This window comes from Cupriavidus necator (assembly GCF_016127575.1).
Taxonomy (GTDB): domain Bacteria; phylum Pseudomonadota; class Gammaproteobacteria; order Burkholderiales; family Burkholderiaceae; genus Cupriavidus; species Cupriavidus necator_D.
In genome coordinates this window covers 3,390,664-3,408,132 of record NZ_CP066018.1, presented here as the reverse complement: position 1 = coordinate 3,408,132, position 17,469 = coordinate 3,390,664, and the positions used below count along the sequence as shown (strand labels likewise).

18 protein-coding genes are annotated in these 17,469 nt (G+C 67.0%); 9 read left to right on the top strand and 9 right to left on the bottom strand.

All coding sequences use genetic code 11. The annotated features are described in order from the left end of the window. The first annotated feature begins 290 nt into the window (after nucleotides 1–290). Nucleotides 291–851: a hypothetical protein gene (locus I6H87_RS15965; protein WP_011615442.1), complete on the top strand. Its 561-nt coding sequence runs from the start codon at nucleotides 291–293 to the stop codon at nucleotides 849–851. Between the two features lie 310 nt (nucleotides 852–1,161). Here the strand turns inward: I6H87_RS15965 and I6H87_RS15960 are convergent, their stop codons facing one another. Continuing rightward, nucleotides 1,162–2,766: a PAS domain-containing sensor histidine kinase gene (locus I6H87_RS15960; protein WP_011615443.1), complete on the bottom strand. Its 1,605-nt coding sequence runs from the start codon at nucleotides 2,764–2,766 to the stop codon at nucleotides 1,162–1,164. Between the two features lie 544 nt (nucleotides 2,767–3,310). On the opposite strand from I6H87_RS15960, the gene I6H87_RS15955 reads away from it, so the two are divergent. Next, nucleotides 3,311–5,611 carry a heavy metal translocating P-type ATPase gene (locus I6H87_RS15955; RefSeq protein WP_011615444.1) on the top strand — a complete coding sequence of 767 codons (2,301 nt, stop codon included), beginning with the start codon at nucleotides 3,311–3,313 and terminating at the stop codon, nucleotides 5,609–5,611. Between the two features lie 45 nt (nucleotides 5,612–5,656). On the opposite strand, the gene I6H87_RS15950 is transcribed toward I6H87_RS15955, so the two are convergent. Next, on the bottom strand, nucleotides 5,657–6,130 hold the full coding sequence (locus tag I6H87_RS15950) for a peptidase associated/transthyretin-like domain-containing protein (RefSeq protein WP_011615445.1): 474 nt from the start codon (nucleotides 6,128–6,130) through the stop codon (nucleotides 5,657–5,659). Nucleotides 6,131–6,578: 448 nt separating this feature from the next. Between I6H87_RS15950 and I6H87_RS15945 the strand changes: the two genes are divergently transcribed. The 4 genes from I6H87_RS15945 to I6H87_RS15930 all read left to right on the top strand — a co-directional run bounded on the left by I6H87_RS15945 (nucleotide 6,579) and on the right by I6H87_RS15930 (nucleotide 9,824). Continuing rightward, nucleotides 6,579–7,061, top strand: a complete 483-nt coding sequence (locus I6H87_RS15945) for a lecithin retinol acyltransferase family protein (RefSeq protein ID WP_010809972.1) — start codon at nucleotides 6,579–6,581, stop codon at nucleotides 7,059–7,061. A gap of 97 nt (nucleotides 7,062–7,158) precedes the next feature. Beyond that, the gene (locus tag I6H87_RS15940; protein ID WP_011615446.1) at nucleotides 7,159–8,688 is read left to right on the top strand and encodes a bifunctional aminoglycoside phosphotransferase/ATP-binding protein; all 1,530 of its coding nucleotides are present in this window, start codon (nucleotides 7,159–7,161) and stop codon (nucleotides 8,686–8,688) included. 182 nt (nucleotides 8,689–8,870) lie between these two features. Beyond that, a complete protein-coding gene (locus I6H87_RS15935; RefSeq protein ID WP_010809970.1) occupies nucleotides 8,871–9,536 on the top strand; it encodes a SagB/ThcOx family dehydrogenase in 666 nt (221 codons plus the stop codon). A gap of 45 nt (nucleotides 9,537–9,581) precedes the next feature. Continuing rightward, nucleotides 9,582–9,824, top strand: a complete 243-nt coding sequence (locus I6H87_RS15930) for a hypothetical protein (RefSeq protein WP_010809969.1) — start codon at nucleotides 9,582–9,584, stop codon at nucleotides 9,822–9,824. Nucleotides 9,825–9,926: 102 nt separating this feature from the next. On the opposite strand, the gene I6H87_RS15925 is transcribed toward I6H87_RS15930, so the two are convergent. The 4 genes from I6H87_RS15925 to I6H87_RS15910 form a co-directional block, all read right to left on the bottom strand. Next, nucleotides 9,927–10,289, bottom strand: a complete 363-nt coding sequence (locus tag I6H87_RS15925) for a TraR/DksA family transcriptional regulator (RefSeq protein WP_010809968.1) — start codon at nucleotides 10,287–10,289, stop codon at nucleotides 9,927–9,929. Between the two features lie 64 nt (nucleotides 10,290–10,353). Continuing rightward, nucleotides 10,354–10,572 carry a ribose-phosphate pyrophosphokinase-like domain-containing protein gene (locus I6H87_RS34890; protein ID WP_010809967.1) on the bottom strand — a complete coding sequence of 73 codons (219 nt, stop codon included), beginning with the start codon at nucleotides 10,570–10,572 and terminating at the stop codon, nucleotides 10,354–10,356. 49 nt (nucleotides 10,573–10,621) lie between these two features. Further along, entirely contained in the window at nucleotides 10,622–10,954 is a 333-nt protein-coding gene (locus tag I6H87_RS15915; RefSeq protein WP_010809966.1) for an ElaB/YgaM/YqjD family protein, read from the bottom strand. Between the two features lie 63 nt (nucleotides 10,955–11,017). Next, nucleotides 11,018–11,686 (bottom strand): dienelactone hydrolase family protein, encoded by a 669-nt coding sequence (locus I6H87_RS15910; protein WP_011615447.1) that lies wholly within the window; start codon nucleotides 11,684–11,686, stop codon nucleotides 11,018–11,020. Between the two features lie 518 nt (nucleotides 11,687–12,204). Between I6H87_RS15910 and groL the strand changes: the two genes are divergently transcribed. After that, nucleotides 12,205–13,842 (top strand): chaperonin GroEL, encoded by a 1,638-nt coding sequence (groL, locus tag I6H87_RS15905; protein WP_010809963.1) that lies wholly within the window; start codon nucleotides 12,205–12,207, stop codon nucleotides 13,840–13,842. Between the two features lie 19 nt (nucleotides 13,843–13,861). Here groL and I6H87_RS15900 read toward each other — a convergent pair whose 3' ends face one another. The 3 genes from I6H87_RS15900 to I6H87_RS15890 are packed head-to-tail and all read right to left on the bottom strand — an operon-like array spanning nucleotide 13,862 to nucleotide 15,808. Continuing rightward, entirely contained in the window at nucleotides 13,862–14,518 is a 657-nt protein-coding gene (locus I6H87_RS15900; RefSeq protein ID WP_010809962.1) for a BON domain-containing protein, read from the bottom strand. A 25-nt stretch (nucleotides 14,519–14,543) separates the two neighbouring features. Then, on the bottom strand, nucleotides 14,544–15,170 hold the full coding sequence (locus I6H87_RS15895) for a phosphoribosyltransferase (RefSeq protein ID WP_010809961.1): 627 nt from the start codon (nucleotides 15,168–15,170) through the stop codon (nucleotides 14,544–14,546). 32 nt (nucleotides 15,171–15,202) lie between these two features. Then, entirely contained in the window at nucleotides 15,203–15,808 is a 606-nt protein-coding gene (locus I6H87_RS15890; RefSeq protein WP_011615448.1) for a nitroreductase family protein, read from the bottom strand. A gap of 361 nt (nucleotides 15,809–16,169) precedes the next feature. Between I6H87_RS15890 and I6H87_RS15885 the strand changes: the two genes are divergently transcribed. Further along, on the top strand, nucleotides 16,170–16,649 hold the full coding sequence (locus tag I6H87_RS15885) for a hypothetical protein (protein WP_010809959.1): 480 nt from the start codon (nucleotides 16,170–16,172) through the stop codon (nucleotides 16,647–16,649). A gap of 4 nt (nucleotides 16,650–16,653) precedes the next feature. Continuing rightward, nucleotides 16,654–17,400, top strand: coding sequence for an acetoacetyl-CoA reductase (gene phbB, locus I6H87_RS15880; RefSeq protein ID WP_010809958.1), 747 nt, complete (start codon nucleotides 16,654–16,656; stop codon nucleotides 17,398–17,400). The last annotated feature ends 69 nt before the right edge of the window (nucleotides 17,401–17,469 follow it).

Here is a 17,469-nt window from a genome sequence, read left to right as displayed (position 1 = left end):
GGGCGAAGTGGCGCTTTATACGGTTCCCGCTGACTTGCTGCCCTCATAGTCGATTTCCAGGTATTCCGCCGCCGGATTTGTTCCTGGCCAGACCGTTTCCTGGCAACCGGAGCATTGCTGCTGAGGGCATCCGCAAAATGGTCTGCGCAGATTGCTCCTGCGCAGACCAGCACATCGATGGGACTGAACACCCGGTACACCCATCGCTTCGTTGATCCCAATCAACTCAAATCCCTGACCGCCGCATACCTTGGACTAGGAACCATCATGTTTTCATAGGAGGATCTCCCATGTCCACCAACCATCGCCTCTCTACCCTTATCACTGCGGCCGCCGTGCTAGCGTGGGCGCCAGCAGCTTTCCCGGCGTCGCCGGCTACCGGCATTGAGCATGAGCAGCACCATCCTGAAAAGCGGCAAGATAAGGCTCCGGTCGTAACTCCCGGAGTTTCCAGCGATGCAAAGCTGGACGCCCAGGTTGCCCACCTGCGTGCCATCAGAGAGCGGCTTTCGCGTGCCAAAACGCCGGAGGAGCGTCAGGCCCTCTTGGCTGAACGCCATCAGGTCATGCAAGATGCAATGGCCATCATGCAAAAGGACATGATGAAAATGGGCGGCCCTGCTCGTATGGCTCCTGGCAAGAGAGTCGCCAAGGGAAACGCCCCATCAAATCAAATGCAGATGTGCCAAGACATGGCGGGTAGTCACATGGCGTTCATGCAGGAAATGATGCAGACGATGGCCAACGACCAAGGCATGGGCCCGGGCATGGGCATGGGTCCGGGCATGGGTCCGGGCATGGGGCCGGGGATGGGTCCGGGCATGGGTGGAAAGATGGCGCCAGGCGGATGATGGGTCTAGCCGTAAGGTTTGGCCCTCGTGCGGACTAATCCCGTCAGACCGCAAACCTGCCAGCCCCTTGCCGTCCGGCCGTCGCTCTTGCGACGGCAGTTCCGCTGCAGCAGCAGAATGGAGTGAGTGTCTGCAAAGCATTCGGCGTAGCGTCGCCGGTGCCGAAACGGTCCGTGGCTTTTTTCCGCCTTGCCGTCCTGAATGAAGCCGGTCGCGGCGTTCGCAATTACAATCGCCAGAATTACCCCGGCACATGGGGGCTTGATTCCGGACAACTGCGATGCCATCCCCAATCATGAGGCATGTCGCATCAGGCCACCCTTTCGTGGGGAATTTGCACGATTAGGCAAAAGCCCTTGCCGGGAGTGCTGTCGATGGTGAAGCTGCCACCCAGAAGGCGTGCCCGCTCCCGGATGCCAAGGAGTCCCAGCGATTTGCGTGGCCCGCTTGCGGAGGAGACCTTGTCCCAGCCCACCCCATTGTCTTGCACCCGCAACACAAGTTGGCCCTCTGACTGGGTGAGCTGAATATGCACGGTGGTCGCGTCGGCATGCCGGACGACATTGCTCAATGCCTCCTGGACAATGCGGAACATGGCGATTGCCGTCTGCGCGGGGACGTCAGCCTCGGCACCGTCCACGCTCACCGCCAATCCGTACCGGTTGGCAAAATCATCGGCCAACCACTCAATGGCAGGAATCATTCCCAACTCGTCCAGCAAGGCCGGCCGTAGGTCACTGGCAATGCGTCGGACCGAGGCAACAGTATTGTCGATGACGCCGTTTATGGCACCAATCTCGTCTAGCAGTCCTGCTGTGTCACGGCCCTCATCGACGTCCGCGCCGAGCATAGCCATGTCCATCTTAAGCGCGCTCAGGCGCTGGCCCAGGTCATCGTGCAGCTCGCGTGCAATGCGGCGCCTCTCCTCCTCGCGGGCAGCGAGTATCCCATCTGAAAGCTGTTGCAGTTCTTCCCGTGAGCGGCGCAGGGCCGCCTCCGCGCGTGCCCGCTCCGTGATATCACGCAGCATCACGGTATATAGCTTCGTGCCTTCGTGGGCCGTTTGCGAGATGGATGCTTCGATAGGGAATTCAGTGCCGTCACGACGCAGAGCGTAGAGTGCCCGTTGACGTCCCATCTGACGATCCGATACGCCCGTGATCCCAAACCGACGCACGTGCTCCTCATGAGCGGCCCGGTAGCGTTCGGGAATGAAGTCGCCGAGGGGGCGGCCAATCGCGAGTTCGGCGGGCCAGGCGAACAACGTCTCCGCCATTGGGTTGAACAGCACTACGCGTTGTTCATTGTCCACGGTGATGATCGCTTCCATGGAGGAGCGGATAATTCCCGCCAATCGCGCCTCGCTTTCCTTCACAAGCTGAAGGCTTCGGTGCAGGGCTTCCTCAGCACGCACGCGTTCGGTGATATCGCGCAGCATCACAGTGTATAACTTGGCCTCGCCGACAGAGATCTGTGAAATGGATGCTTCGATAGGGAACTCGCTTCCGTCCCGACGCATGGCGCACAGCGCCCGTTGGAGTCCCATCTCGCGGTCCGAAACGCCCGTGATCCCAAACCGGCGCACATGCTCTGCATGGGCGGCCCGAAAGCGGTGGGGAATGAAGTCGCTCAGGGAGCGCCCGATTGCAAGTTCGGCCGGCCAGGCGAATAGCGTTTCTGCCATGGGATTGAACAGTACGACGCGCTGGTCACCGTCCACGGTGATGATCGCTTCCATCGAAGATCGGATGATCCCCGCCAACTGGGCTTCGCTATCCGCCACGCGTTGGATATCACTACTCCCTGTAAGCTTCCTCAACCGGTTCCAGTAAAGTCCCACGGCGAGCCCGATGCCTGCGCCCGTCAAGAGCACCAACGGCGCCAGGAACTGCCGATACCATTCGACGGTAGCCATCAAGAAGCATCCCCCCGCGAGGACGAGAACGACCGTCACACTGCCAATCGCCATGGCAAGGGAGTGAGAACGTTCGGACGAAGGCTGCACCTTGCCCGCGGGCGCCAAAGGGTTGCTCATGGAATGGACGATGATTGTCTGAGAGTGCTTCTCGCCCCCCAAATATATAGGGCGGCACCGGCCAAAGCGCAATTTGAACCGAAAATGCGCCGTAATCGCCGCGTGCATCAAGGAGTGAGCGAATACGGCAGTACCGCCGACAGCCACTGCGGGTCCGCGCCGTGCCGAATCATCTCCGTGGCGCCGCGAACCGCGGCCCCTGCAGCCATCGACTATCTCCAGGGCTGGCTGGCGCGCCCTGCCTGCGGCCGAGGCTATTATCGGCCCGGTGCCTGTTGGACTAACATCACCATTACACAGTGCCTGATTCGGCGTGCAGCCGGGATTGCGCAGCCGCCAGCGCGGCAGGATCTGCGATCGCCTGAAGGCATCAGCGGGAGTATCCCAGCAACCGGCGCCAGTTACGCAGGGGATCGGGTTCGCCATGCACATCGGGTTTCGCAAGTTTGACCTCGGCTTGCTGCCAGTCGCGGCCGGCACGCTGGGCGCTGGCTTGCTGCTTTTTGCCTTCGGCGAAGCGCTCGCCGCGAGGCTCGCTTGGGCGGTTGGCGCGCTGGTCGTCGCCGGCGCGCTGATCGTCGCCATCGTGCGGTCGCTGCGCCGGAAGGAAGCGGGCGTCGATGTCCTGGCGCTGCTGGCGATCGGGCTGGCGCTGGCGCTTGGCGAATTCCTCGCGGCTGCCGTACTGGCCCTGATGATCGAGAGCGGCAGGGCCATTGAGAACTATGCGCAGGCCCGTTCCGAGCGGGAGATGTCCGCCCTGCTCAGCCGCGCCCCGCAGTCCGCCAACCGCTTCGAGGACGGAGAATGGCGCGCGGTTTCCCTCGATGTGGTCAGTCCGGGGGATCGCCTGTTGGTCCGGCATGGCGAAGTCGTACCCGTGGACGGCGCATTGCTGGGCCAGGCGACGCTGGACGAATCTGCCCTGACTGGCGAGTCGCTGCCACGGCAGCGACTCCCTGGCGAGACCGTGCGCAGCAGTGTGCTGAACGCCGGCACCCCGTTCGAGATGGTGGCAGCGACCACCGCGGCAGACAGCACCTTCGCCGGCATCGCCAGGCTGGTGCGCACCGCCCGCGCGGAGCGCCCGCCCGCGGCGCGGTTGGCCGACCGTTATGCACTGTGGCTGGTGCCTGTCACCCTGCTCGTCGCCGGGCTTGCCTGGCTTGCCAGTGGTGAACTCGCGCGGGCGCTGGCGGTGCTGGTGGTCGCCACCCCTTGTCCGTTGATCCTGGCCGTTCCGGTGGCGATTGTGTCCGGGGTGTCGCGTTGCGCCGGGCGCGGCGTGCTGGTCAAGGGCGGCGGCGCGCTTGAAAGGTTGTCGCAGGCGAGCATCCTCTTCTTCGACAAGACCGGGACGCTGACGGGCGGAAGGGCCCGCCTGGCGGCCATCGAGAGCGCGCCCGGATGGCCGGCGCCCGACGTGCTGCGCGTCGCCGCTTCGCTGTCCCAGGCCTCCGGGCATGTTGTCGCCGAAGCCATCACGACCGCGGCGCGCGAGCGAGGCCTGGCCCTGGACCTGCCGTCAGGCGTGACCGAGACCGCCGGTGCTGGCATTGCCGGGCGGGTTGGCGAGCACGTGGTGGCGGTGGGATCGCCCGCCTTTGCCGGCGGCGGCGATGCCGGGCCACCGTGGTGCCAGGCCATGTTGCAGCGCGCGGCCTTCGAAGGCGCCTCGGTCTCGCTGGTCACCGTCGACGGCGTGCTGGTTGGGGCACTGCAGTTCGTGGACCTGATTCGCATGGACACCCCGCGCGCGTTGCGCTTGCTGCGCAAGGCGGGCATACGGCGCCTGGCCATGCTCACGGGAGACCGGCTCGACGTCGCCGAGACCGTCGGCGCGATGCTGGGCGTGACCGAGGTCCATGCCAACCTCACCCCCTCGCAGAAGCTTGCCGCGATCGAGGCGGCGCGCCACGACGGCACTGTGCTGATGGTGGGCGACGGCGTGAACGATGCACCGGCGCTGGCCGCCGCGGACGTCGGCGTGGCCATGGGCGCACGAGGTGCCGCGGCATCGTCGGAAGCCGCGGATGTCGTGCTGCTGGTGGACCGGCTTGACCGGCTGGTGGACGCGGTGCGCATCGCCCGCCGGTCGCGCCGGCTGGCCGTGCAAAGCGCCATGGCCGGCATGGGCCTGTCGTTCGTCGCGATGGCGGTCGCCGCGTTCGGCTACCTGCCGCCACTGGCCGGCGCCATGCTGCAGGAGGTCATCGATGTGCTGGTCATTGCCAATGCGCTGCGCGCCCTGCGCGCCGACCCGTCGGTGCCGGCGGAACGCCTGTCCACGGCCGACGCCGAGCGCCTGAACCAGGAGCACGCCGCGCTGGCGCCGCTGATGGAACAGATCCGCAGCCTCGCGGACAGGTTGCCAGCCATGCCTGGCCACGCCGCGGGCACGGAACTGCGCCGCTTGTGCGCATCCCTCAGCGGAACACTTTTGCCCCACGAACAGCACGATGACGCGCAGCTCTATCCGCAACTCGCGCTGCTGGTCGGAGGCGAGGATCCGCTGGCGGCGATGAGCGCGATGCACCGCGAGATCTTCCGGGTGATCCGGCTACTGCAGCGGATGGCGGACGACTCACCGCCGGATGGGCCAGACGCCGGCAGGGTCAGGGAGTACCAGCGGCTGCTCTACGGGCTCGAGGCCGTATTGCGGCTGCACTGCGCGCAGGAGGACGAGCTGTTCCATGCGCTGCGCGAAGATGCGCCCACGGAGTGACGTTCTGCGCCGACGGTGGTAATTGATGGCGAAGCTGAGATGGCGTCACCAGACGGCGGTAACCGCGACGTTGCCGCGCGGCGAGCTGCAAAGCAGCCAGTCGTCCTCCAGCGTCCTCACGGGCAGGCGAAACGTCATGTCGAGTGCCTGGCCGTCGACGGCGATATCGCGGGTCCGGACCCAGCCCTGATAACCAATTGCCAGCCAATAGACGCCCGTGGGAAGCCGGAGATAGAACATCGGCCCGGTTGCGCTCGCATGCAATATCGAGCGCCCGTCCTGACTGGACACGAGGATGGCAGCATCCGGCAGCGGGTCCCCGCGTGCGGCGTCCACCATGGTCAGACGTACGTTGAAGCGGTCCGCGATGGCGAGCATCGCGTCCATGCCGGCTTCGCTGTCCCCGCCCGACACATACGAGACGCCATATTCGGCCATTGGCTGCAAGTATGATCCGGCTTGCCCATAGCGGAACGCACAACCCGCAGCAGCTACGGCAATCATCAGGGACGAGAGCATGCGTACAAAGCTCCACGTAATCTCCAGTTTCGTCCCTCCGACAACGCATTGAAATGCCCGTAGTGGCGGTGATCTTCGGTTACCGGAAGGTAGCGTCCGGCCGGACATACGGGTTGATGCCTGTCAACGATCGCCGAAGTCACCGGCCAACGCAGGGTGAATGTCCCTCCTCTCCACAATGGCTGGGAAATATCGGGTTATACCGCCGCGCCCTTGTCAGGTTCCGCTGACAGCCCGGTGCGAACGGCGGACAAGCGCCGTCGCGATGCGCGTACAAGCTGCATGGCAGCAAGCCGACACGTTTTTCGGAACCGGCTGATTTCGGCGTCGCCGGCCGGCAACGATACTGCAGGCATACACGGGGCACACGGTTGCCCTCATCGGCAGGAAAACCGGGACCACCGGGGCAGGAGCGACCAGCACAACAAAGGCAACAAGGGGAAAAGCGATGAGCGACGATCACCACATCGGACACGCACAGCGCCTTGCGGCAATCTCCGCGGACATTCCTCTTGGCGCGCATCTGAAGACGGACCGCCGTGGTTATGTCCACCACGGCATTTATGTCGGCAACGGCGAGGTGGTGCACTATGTCGGGTTCAAAGGTTTCCTGCGTTGCGGCCCCGTCGAAAAGACCACCCTCGCCGGCTTTGCCGGCGGCTACGGCTTTCGCGTCGAGCCGGCCACGCAAGCGAGGTACGTCGAGGCGGAGATCGTACGGCGCGCGACTGCGCGGCTTGGAGAGGACGATTACCGCCTTCTTACCAACAACTGCGAGCACTTCTGCATCTGGTGCCTGTCTGGCGAGAGCCGCAGCGAGCAAGTGGAGGCGCTGCTGAGCCACCCGTGGCGCGCACTGCTGGCTATCGTGGGCGTACTCTGTAGCGCGGCGGGCATCCTGGGGCAGGATCTGGCCGACGTGACGGCATAGGGCACCGCGGGGGCGAGTTGGCAGCCGGAGTCTGCGTGCCGAGGCTGCAGTTGAGGTGGCAGTTCACAACAGCGCAAGGGCGCAGGCGGCAAGGGACATGGAAAGTCAATGGGACGACGCGGCGTTGATGGCCGCCTTGCAGCAGCCGGACGCCTACCCCCACCCGGCGCCGGCAGTACAGGTCATCGAGACGCATATCTCCCGTGTCTTCCTGGCCGGGGACTTTGCTTACAAGGTGCGCAAGCCGGTGCGGTTCGACTTTGTCGACTTCTCCACCGCGCAGGCACGCCGCGACGACTGTGAGACCGAACTACGCCTGAACCGCCGGTTCGCACCTGCCCTGTATCTGGATGTGGTGCCGATCCTGGCGGGCCCCACGCCCGGCTCGGTGCGCATCGGTGGCGGCGGCATACCGATCGAGCATGCGGTCCGGATGCGGCGCTTCGACCAGCAAGACCTGCTCAGCGCAAGAATCGTTGCGGACCGGCTGGAGCCGGGCCATATCGATGCGCTGGCGCGCAGCATTGCATCCTTTCACCAGGCGCAGCCCCCTGCCGCCCCTTCCGATAGCTTTGGCACGCCGGCCCGCATCGACGCGACGCTTGCGGAGTGCCTGGGCGGCATTGGCCGGCTGACGTCGGCCACGCACCTGGCCAGCCGCGTGGCCCTGCGGGCGCGCAGCGAGGCCACCCGGCTGACGGATGCGTTCCGGGCACGCCTGCGCAACGGCCATGTACGCGAGTGCCATGGCGACCTGCATTTGGGCAACATCGTGCTGCTGAACGGCGTGCCGACCCCATTCGACTGCCTGGAGTTCGACGCCGCCCTGCGCTGGACCGACACCATCAGCGACCTGGCCTTCCCGGTCATAGACCTGCTGCACCATGGCCGACCGGCGCTGGCCTACCGGCTGCTCAACGGCTACCTGGAGCAGTCGGGAGACTACGGCGCGCTGGCCGTGTTGCCCTTCTATCTCGCCATGCGGGCCCTGGTGCGCGCGCGCGTGCTGCTGGAGCGCGGCTGCCAGAAGCACGCCGCGGGCGCGTCCATGGCGCCGGCGCAGGCCGAGGCAGGCAGGCTGCTTGCGCTGGCATGGCGATGCCTCAGCCGCCGTCGCGGGCCGATGGTGCTGATGCATGGCCTGTCCGGCAGCGGCAAGTCCACGGTTGCGGCACAGATGAGCGAGGCCGGGTCGATGGTACGCGTACGCTCCGACGCGGTACGCAAGGGCCTGCACCGCGGCGTGATGCCCGCGGGTGGCTGGTATGCCGCGAGCGAAACGGCACGGACCTACCGACGCCTGCTCGCGGTCTGCCGGCTCGGCTGCCGCGCCGGGTTCCCGATGCTTGCCGACGCGACTTTCCTGGTCCGCGCCGAGCGCGAACGCTTTGCTGCCCAGGCGCGCCGCCTTGGCGTGCCCTTCGCCATCGTCACCTGCGAAGCCAGCCCTGAGACGCTGCGCGCCCGCATCGCCGCGCGTGCCCGGGCGGGCGGGGACCTGTCGGATGCCGACGACGGCGTGCTGGCGTGGCAGATGCGTGTCCAGGAGCCGCTGACCGAAGCCGAGCGTGCCTGCGTCGCCTCGCCGGGCAGCGTTACGGGCCCCGCCGCACCCGGCTGCGGCTGACGCCAGAGCTCGGCGCCGCCATCTAAAGCAGCGCCAGCACCCCTTGCTTTCACACCAGGGAAGGCCCCATCGACGCTGCTTGACGGAGCGCAATCCACGGCCGGGGGCAGCGCCTACATTCGTCCATACCGGTGCCATGCGCAGAGCGCTCGCGCCGCTCTTTGCAACAAATGCGAGCTCCCATGGACGAACTGAAGCGCATCCCCTACCAGCCCATCAAGGACCTGCTGCCACGCCCCGCCTCCGGCACGAGCGAGCGGGTCATCGCCCTGCCACAGCCGGACCGCACCAATGGCCTGCCGCTGATGGGGGCGCTGTGGCAGCGCATGAGCACCCGCGAGTTCGACGAGCAGCCGCTGCCACTGCAGCAGCTGAGCGAGCTGCTGTGGGCCGCGGCGGGCGTCAACCGCTCCCAGGGCGGCGGCCGCACAGCCCCTTCGCCGCACGGCGAGGCGGTGATCGACGTCTACGCGGCGCTGCCCGCCGGCCTCTACCGCTACGACCCGATCCACCATTGCCTGGTGCTGAAGCGCGCGGCAGACGTGCGCAGCATGACCGGCTACCAGGACTTCGTCGGCATGGCGCCGCTGGACCTGGTCTACGTCGCCAACCATGGCCGGATGCAGGACGTCCCGCCCAAGCTGCACGAGACCTTCGCTGCCGCCGCGGCCGGCGCCATGGTCCAGAACGCCTATCTCTACTGCGCCTCGGCCGGGCTGGGCGCGGTGGTGCGCGGCTGGCTTAACCGGCGCCAGCTGGCCGAGCATATGTCGCTGAACGAGGACGAGGAACCGATCCTGTCCCAGACCATCGGGCGTCCGGCTCCGCATGACAGCGCGCCGGTCTAGGCATCCTGGCCGGATCGCCACCACCTGACAACAGGAGACACCGACATGATCAAGAACCTCGGCAGTGCGGAACAGATCCGCAATGAAATTCTGCGGCGTCTGCAGGAAAACGCCGACCTCGGCGACACCTGCCGCGACTGCGACATCCCGTTGCCGCAGCGTGTCGACGCAACTGCCAACGGCGGCTGCAACTGGACCATCGACGCCTTCCCCGCTGTCCCGCCGGCATGCCTGGCCACGGTCAAGGCAGTCACGACCGAAATGATGCGCGAGTACGACCTGCGCTAGCCGGTCAGCGCCAGCCTCCCGGCCGCTGCCGGGGGGCGACCGTCGCTTTCGCGGTGGCAGCCCGCCAGGCGCTCAGTTGCCCTCGGCGGCATCCTCCGACTGTCACGCATAAAGCTGCTCGTGCCGGCGCTGGCATGCGGTACAGCGCTTCGCGGTCGGATATGCCTGCAGGCGCGAGAACGGGATCGGCTGCTGGCAATCGATGCAGGTGCCGTACTGGCCGTGCTGCATCCGCGCCCGCGCGGCGGCGATGTCGGCCAGTTGCATGCGGTAGTGTTCCAGCATCGCATCATCCTGCCGCTGCAGGATTTCTTCGTCGGCAAGGTCGCCCTCGTCCCGCGCCTCACGCTGCGCCAATGGTGTCATCGGCGTGTCGGCGGAACCAACGGCGGCATGGATGCGCGCTTCGTCCGCGTCAAGCTGCGCCGCCAGCGAGACGGTTTCCTGCGCTGTGAGCTTGTTCATGACGGATCTCCTGAACCCGCTGGCGCCTGGAGTGCCAGCCGGATGCCGGCTGCCAGGCGCTCTGCTACGGGAATGCGGTTGGATGGGTGCGCAACGGTGTCGCACGTGACAATGTCGGCCGCGACCGCTTGCAGCCTGTCGGGAAGAGCTTGTCCTGGCGCATGTACGCGAGGTATGGCGCCACCAGTCCGACCCGCACGGCGCCACCTTCCCTGGCTGCGGCAGCGGGCCACAGCAGCGGCACCAGCCTGGCATCCGGACGGTCCAGCGTGCACACGACCATGGCTTCGCAACCGGCCACTGGCTGCAGCAGCCTGCCTGCCGTGCCCGCGCTAACGGCGGGTGACGGCCAGCGCGACCAGGGCGCCAGCCACGGCCGCGACAGCGGCGACGGAGCCCATGCTCTCCCAGGGATGTGCGTGGACGTAGCGATCCGTGGTGTCGGCCCATTGCGAGACACGCATGCGCGCCGCCTGGCGTTGCTCGGCGAGGCGGCCCTGGAGCGCGTGCAGGCGTGCGCTCAGCTGCGCGCGTGCCTGCGCGGTCTCCACGCCGGCTTCGTCGGCAACATCCCGCAACAATGCCTGTACATCCGCCAACAGCGTGTTGGCATCACGGGCTAGTGCTTCCTTGTGCGGCAAGAGCGCGGCGCGAGTATCGTTCATTTCATTCTCCTTTTCACTGAGTCATCGCCGTGCATCGCACGGCACCATGGAAATCCTGTCGAACTACAAGTTCCCGCCAGCCGCTGCAAAATGCTGGCAGAACCATTTTCCGGCGAGCTCGCCGACCTGTTCCAGCGCACCCGGCTGCTCGAACAGGTGAGTAGCGCCGGGAATCACCTCCAGCCGCTTCTCGCATTGCATCCATGCGGTGGCGCGCGCGTTGAGCTTCAGCACCACCGGATCCGCTTCGCCTACGATCATCAGCGTCGGGGACTGCAGTTGGCGCAGCGCCTCGTGGCCTGCCAGGTCCACGCGGCCTCCGCGCGCCACCACCGCGTCGATCCGCATGCGCGGCGGCGGCTCAGCGGCGGCACGGATGGCCGCGGCAGCCCCCATACTGGCGGCGAAGTAGCCGAGCCGCAGGTGGCGATCGCGCGTCAGGTGCGCGACCGTGACCGTGGCAGCTTTGAGGCGTTCCCCGAGCAGGGCGATGTCGAATCGCTTCGACCTCCCGGCGTCCTCGTCCGGCGCCAACAGGTCAAACAGTAGCGTGCCCAGGCCCACCCGATTCAGCGTCGCTGCGACCCCGCGGCTGCGCACGCTGTAGCGCGAACTGCCGCTGCCATGTGCGAACAGGACCAGGCCGGATGCCGCTTCCGGCAGGGTAAGGTCGCCTGGCAGCGCGATGTCGCCGATATGGATCCGCACCTGTTCGATGGTGATGTGCTCCATGAGACTTCCCTTCCCCCCTCTTCCTGTCCTTGCCAACGGCCGCGCCACCATCGCGTCCTGTGCCAGTGCACGTTCAGTTCGGTCTCGGCGATGCCGAGGTCCATCGTCAGCGCTCCCCGCAGGCATGTTGGATGGGGTTGCCGATGTCCCGCGCCAGTTGCATTTCCTTAGTCGTGCTGACGACGGGGCGCGTTCACACTGTTAAAGCTATGCGCCTGCGCGGCCATCGACTTGGGCTGGATCAAACAATGACCAGACACCTGCAGGCGACACCGCCTACATGACCCGCCGTAGCAGGTCGCGCAATGCCCCTCTTCCACCTGGATGAGACCAAGGCGCTGGAGCCGCTGGAGCCCGGGCATCCCGTGCCCGTACTGGACAGCGACCGGCCGGAATGAAGCGCGCCTGTCACAGGCGGCGGGCGCCACCCCGGGCTTGCGTTGCATCAACGTGCGGACCTGCACGGCAACTACCGTAGTAGCAAGCCCGACCCACTGATTGTCAATGCGGAGTTTTTCATGCCTGCCAGAACACTTATCTTCCACCAAGGCGCGCGCCGCATGATGCTGAGCGGCGTGGAACAACTGGCCCACGCGGTCAAGGTCACGCTGGGCCCGGGAGGCCGCAACGTGATCGTGGAGCGGCCCGACATGGTGCCGCTGGTCGCCAATTCCGGCGTGGTCGTGGCGAAGTCGGTGACGCTGGCCAATCCGTTCGCCGACATGGGCGCCCGCCTGCTCTGCGAGGCCGCGGTGCGCACCAGCGAGATCGCTGGCGATGGCACCACCACTGCGACCACGCTGGCCCACGCGATCGTGGCTGAGGGCGTGAAATACGTCGAAGCCGGCCACGACCCCATGCAACTCAAGCGCGGCATCGAGGCCGCCGGCAAGCTGGTCGCCAGCGCCTTGCTGGAAAGCGCCCGGCCCTGCAGCAGTACCGGCGAGATGCGCCAGATCGCCACCATCTCGGCCAGCGGCGACCAGACCGTCGGCACGCTGGTGGCGCAGGCTGTCGAGCGGGTCGGCAAGGATGGCGCAATCAGCGTGGAGGATGGCTCCAAGCTGGACGACGCACTCGACATCGCCGACGGCGCGCTGATCGATCGCGGCTACCTCTCGCCCTTGTTCGCGACCAACGAGAGCCGTGCCGTCGTGCTGGATTCGCCGCTGGTGCTGCTGTGCGACGCGAACATTGCCGCCATCGCGCAACTGCTGCCGGTCCTTGAGGCCGTGAGCCACGCTGGCCGGCCCTTGCTGGTCATCGCCAACGATGTGGAGGGCGAGGCCCTGGCCACGCTCGTGGTGAACAACCTGCGCGGCGCGCTGAAGAGCTGCGCAGTCAAGTCACCGGGTTTCGGCGACTCGCGCACCGAGCAGCTGGGCGACCTGGCCGCGCTGACCGGCGCCACGGTGGTCTCACCGCAGGCCGGCATCTCGCTCGAGCACGTCACGCTGGAACAGCTTGGCGAAGCCCGCCGCGTGGAGGTCAACAAGGACACCACCACCCTGATCGGCTCCGGTGACGAACGCCCGCGCGTGGCCGAGCGCATTGCCGCCCTGCGCCTGCGCCTGGACGAGGTGCGCTCGGACTATGAGCGTGAGGCGCTGCAGCGGCGCCTGGCCCGGCTGGCCGGCGGCGTGGCTGTGATCAAGGTGGGTGCGGCCACCGAGAGCGCGCTGCACGAGCGCAAGAACCGCTTCCAGGATGCTTTGCACGCCACCCGCGCCGCGGTGGACGAAGGCATCGTCGCCGGCGGCGGCGTTGCGCTGCTGCGCGCCCGCGCTGCCCTCGAAGCCTGGCAGGCACCGAACGCCGAGCAGGCCGCCGGCGGCCACATCGTCCACGCGGCACTGGCCGCGCCGATGCGGCAGATCGCCGCCAACGCCGGTGCGGATGCCGACGCAGTGGTGCACCAGGTATGCGTCGGCTCGGGCACGCTCGGCTACGACGCCGGCACCGAGCGCTATGGCGACATGCTGGAACTCGGCGTGATCGACCCCGTCAAGGTGGTACGCACGGCCCTGCAAAATGCCGTGTCGATCGCCTCCCTGCTGCTGACGACGGACTGCATGATCGCGATTCAGCGCAGCCCCGCCGGCCAGGGCGATGCCGGCATGCGCACGGGGTCGTCGATGTTCGGCGAAGAATACTGAGCAACGGTGCAGGCCTGAGCTAGCCGGGCCTGACTTCGATCTGGTTGACGACCGCGCTGACGCCCGGTGCAGACCAGGCCGCTTCGAATGCCGCCTCGCGCTCGGCCAGCGTGCGCAGAGTGCCGGTCAGCGTCACCGCGCCATCCCTCACCGTCACGGTTACCTGGTCGGCGTCGCTGGCAGCCTGGCGTGCGATGGCCGCCTGGATCCGTGCCGCCACGTCCTGCTTGTCGGCACGAGGCCGGATGGCGAGCGCATTGGTGACCCCGACCACGCCGAACAGTCCGGCCACGGCGTGCTCGGCGGCGGTGCGCTGGTAGTACCAGTCGACATCGCCGCTCAGGGTCACCACGCCGTGTTCGACCAGGATCCGGATACGGTCGGCCGGCACCGTCGCATCCCAGGACAGCACGTTGGCAGCGGCCCGGGCAATGTCGGCATCGGTGCGGCGCGCATCGTCGGGCAGGTGAACGTCCAGTTCCACGGCCAGCGCCCGCACGCCGGGAATGCGCCTGACGGCCGCTTCCGCCGAGTACTTCTCGGCAAAGGTTCCAAGGTGCCCGGTCAGCGTGACGACGCCGTCCTGGACCTGGACCCCGATCTCGTTGCCATGGACCGCAGGATCCCAGATCAGCGCCTCGGTCACGTCCTGCTGCAGCTGCCTGTCGCCCTTCATGGGTGCCCCCCGCTTGTGCGTGTCTTTACCGCCCTTTCAGGCAAGCCACGACCTCCGCATCCTCGACCTGCGAGAAGTCGCGGTAGAACTCCCCCACTGCCCGGAAGCCGGCCGGCGTCTCCAGGCATACCACCTCGTCGACATAGGGCTGCAACAGCTCCAGCGTCCGCGGCGGCGCCACCGGCACCGCGCAGACGAGCCGCGCGGGCTTCTGCTCGCGGATGGCGTGCAGCGCGGCGATCATCGAGGCCCCGGTCGCCAGGCCGTCGTCCACGATGATGACCTGTCGACCGGTGGCGCGGACCGGTTCCCGGCCCGGCGTGTAGGCGGCGCGGCGGCGCCGCAGCACCTCAAGCTGGGCCGCGCGCTCGCGGTCGATGTATTCGCTGTCGGCGCCTGCCGCGGCGGCATAGGGCGTAAGATAGGTCCACCCGCTCTCGTCTACGGCGCCGATGGCGAACTCCGGGTTGCCCGGTGCGCCGAGTTTGCGCACGAGCACGACGTCAAGGTCCGCGCCGAGCGCATCGGCAATGATGGCGCCCATCGGCACCGCACCGCGGGGCACGGCCAGCACCAGCGGCCGTTTTCCTGCGTGGCCAGCAAGCGCACGCGCCAGTTGTGCGGCGGCATCGGCCCTGTCAATGAATGGCATTACCCCCCTCCTTTGGCTGCCTGGGTGGCGGCTTACGCCGGATAGCCCACGCTCTGGGCCAGGATCACGCGCTGGTCGGGCGCCAGCCGCATGGCAGTGGCCAGCGCGCGGCGGTCCAGCAGCCCGCGCGCCACCGTGGCCAGCCCGGACGCGGCGCAGAAGAGGTAAACGTTCTGGCTGATATGCCCCGTATCCAGCGCGGTATAGAACTGGCGCAGCGGCTTGTCGGTCTCATCGAGCCTGGAGAGCCGGCTGACATAGACGAGATTCAATGGCGCCTCGGCAACATAGTCCTGCAGGCCGGTCGCCGCGCGCAGGTCTGCGCCGACGACCAGCCGAAGGCGCCAGTCCGCCGGTTCAAGCACGTACAGTCCGTCGCGCAGCGCCGCGTACAGGTCGATTTCCTGCCAGTTGCGGGTCGAGGGCGCAGTGCGCAGGCCGGTGCCCGGGCGGTTGACGCCGAAAGCCGCCCACAGCAGGGACGACAGCAGTGTGTCATCCAGGTTCCGCGCAGCAAAGTGTCGGGTCGAGCGGCGCTGCAGCAGCGCCGTCAGCAGCGGCATGCCGCCTTCGGTCTGCGGTGGCGGCAGCTTCAGGTATTCCGCGCCGGCTTCGGATAAAACGATGGGATGTGTCACGTCGTGCTCCGGATCGATGGGGTCGGCAACGCCCCCCTGGGATTAACGTAGGCGGCAAGCCGGCCCTGCCATTTGGGATGGATCAAAGGAAAGCCCGTTTGCTCGCGGCATGTAGCAGGACAGCTCGGTCCCGGCTCCTGATCGGCCTTGCCTCTCCGGGTGTCCGGCCACAATGCGCAGGCCGCCGGCCATGCGACCCCTGCGCTCTGACGAACCCGGCGCGGCTTGGCGATGCCGCGCGCCGCCCGACGCATTGCGCACTCCTTGCGATACGTCAAGCCCCGCCAAGGTTGCCCTCCTAGACTTATCCAGACCTGCGCGCCCCGGGGCAGGCCAGCCGCTTGACTATAGGAGTTCCTCCATGCCAGACCAGACCGATCCCGCCTTCGAACTCGCGCGCTGCGCCGAGCAGTCCGCCCTGCGCATTTGGCTGCGCTGGGAAGAATCGCGCCAGATGTTGCTCAGGCTCCGCCTCAAGGCCCTGGACGAGGACATAAAAGGCACCCGGCAGGCGCTCGCCCGCGTCAACGATGCGCCAGACTGGAACGCCTTCCATGGCCTGCCCGCTCAGATTCTGGCCGCGCAGGTCGAGCGCAACGCCGCACATGCACGCGACATTGGCGGTCTTTACATAGAAATGGCCTCGGCCTTCATGGAGCACCTGCGCGAGTCGACCGAAGCCTGGCAGGACTACCAGCAAAGGGTCATGGTGGAGGGAGGCGGCTACGCGCCCTTTGCGGAATCGGCGCGCGAAATGTTCGACAACGTCGGCCGCCTGATGGCCGTCCCTACCCCAGGCGCGAAGGCCCCGGCGCGCCCCGCCGGCGCGTCACGGAGCTGACGAGATGGCCGGACAACGCATTGCCCTGGTAACGGGAGGCATGGGCGGCCTCGGCGAAGCGATTGCCGTGCGGCTGCTGGCCGACGGCGCGCGCGTCGTGGTGACGCACTCCGTACACAATGACCACGTGGCCCAGTGGCTCGGCACGCAACGCTCCGCCGGCCGCGAATTCACGGCGTTCCCGGTCGACGTGACGGACTTCGCGTCCTGCCAGCGCTGCGTGTCGCAAGTGCGCAGCGAGCTCGGCGACGTCGATATTCTGATCAACAATGCCGGGGTCACGCGCGACCGGACCCTGCGCAAGATGGATAAGGCTGACTGGGACTTCGTGCTGCGCACGGACCTCGACTCGCTCTTTCATATGACGCGGCCGCTGGTTGAGCCGATGTTGGCGCGCGGTTGGGGCCGGATCGTCAATATTTCTTCGGTCAATGCCTCGCGGGGCGCCTTTGGCCAGACCAACTATGCCGCCGCCAAGGCGGGGGTACATGGCTTCACCAAGGCGCTGGCGCTGGAACTCGCACGCAAAGGCATCACCGTCAACACCGTTTCGCCGGGCTACCTGGATACGCACATGGTGACGGACATGCCCGCCGAGATCCTCGAGCGGGACGTGTTGCCGACTATCCCGGTCGGCCGGCTAGGCAAGCCGGCCGAGGTCGCGGCGCTGATCTCTTACCTGTGCAGCGACGACGGGGCCTTCGTCACTGGCGCGAATTTTGCCATCAACGGCGGGCAACACCTGCAATGAGGATCGACGACAGGACGTCACCGCCCAGCCTGTCGGCCATGCCGGAATGCGCGCCGCAGGCCGCCATAC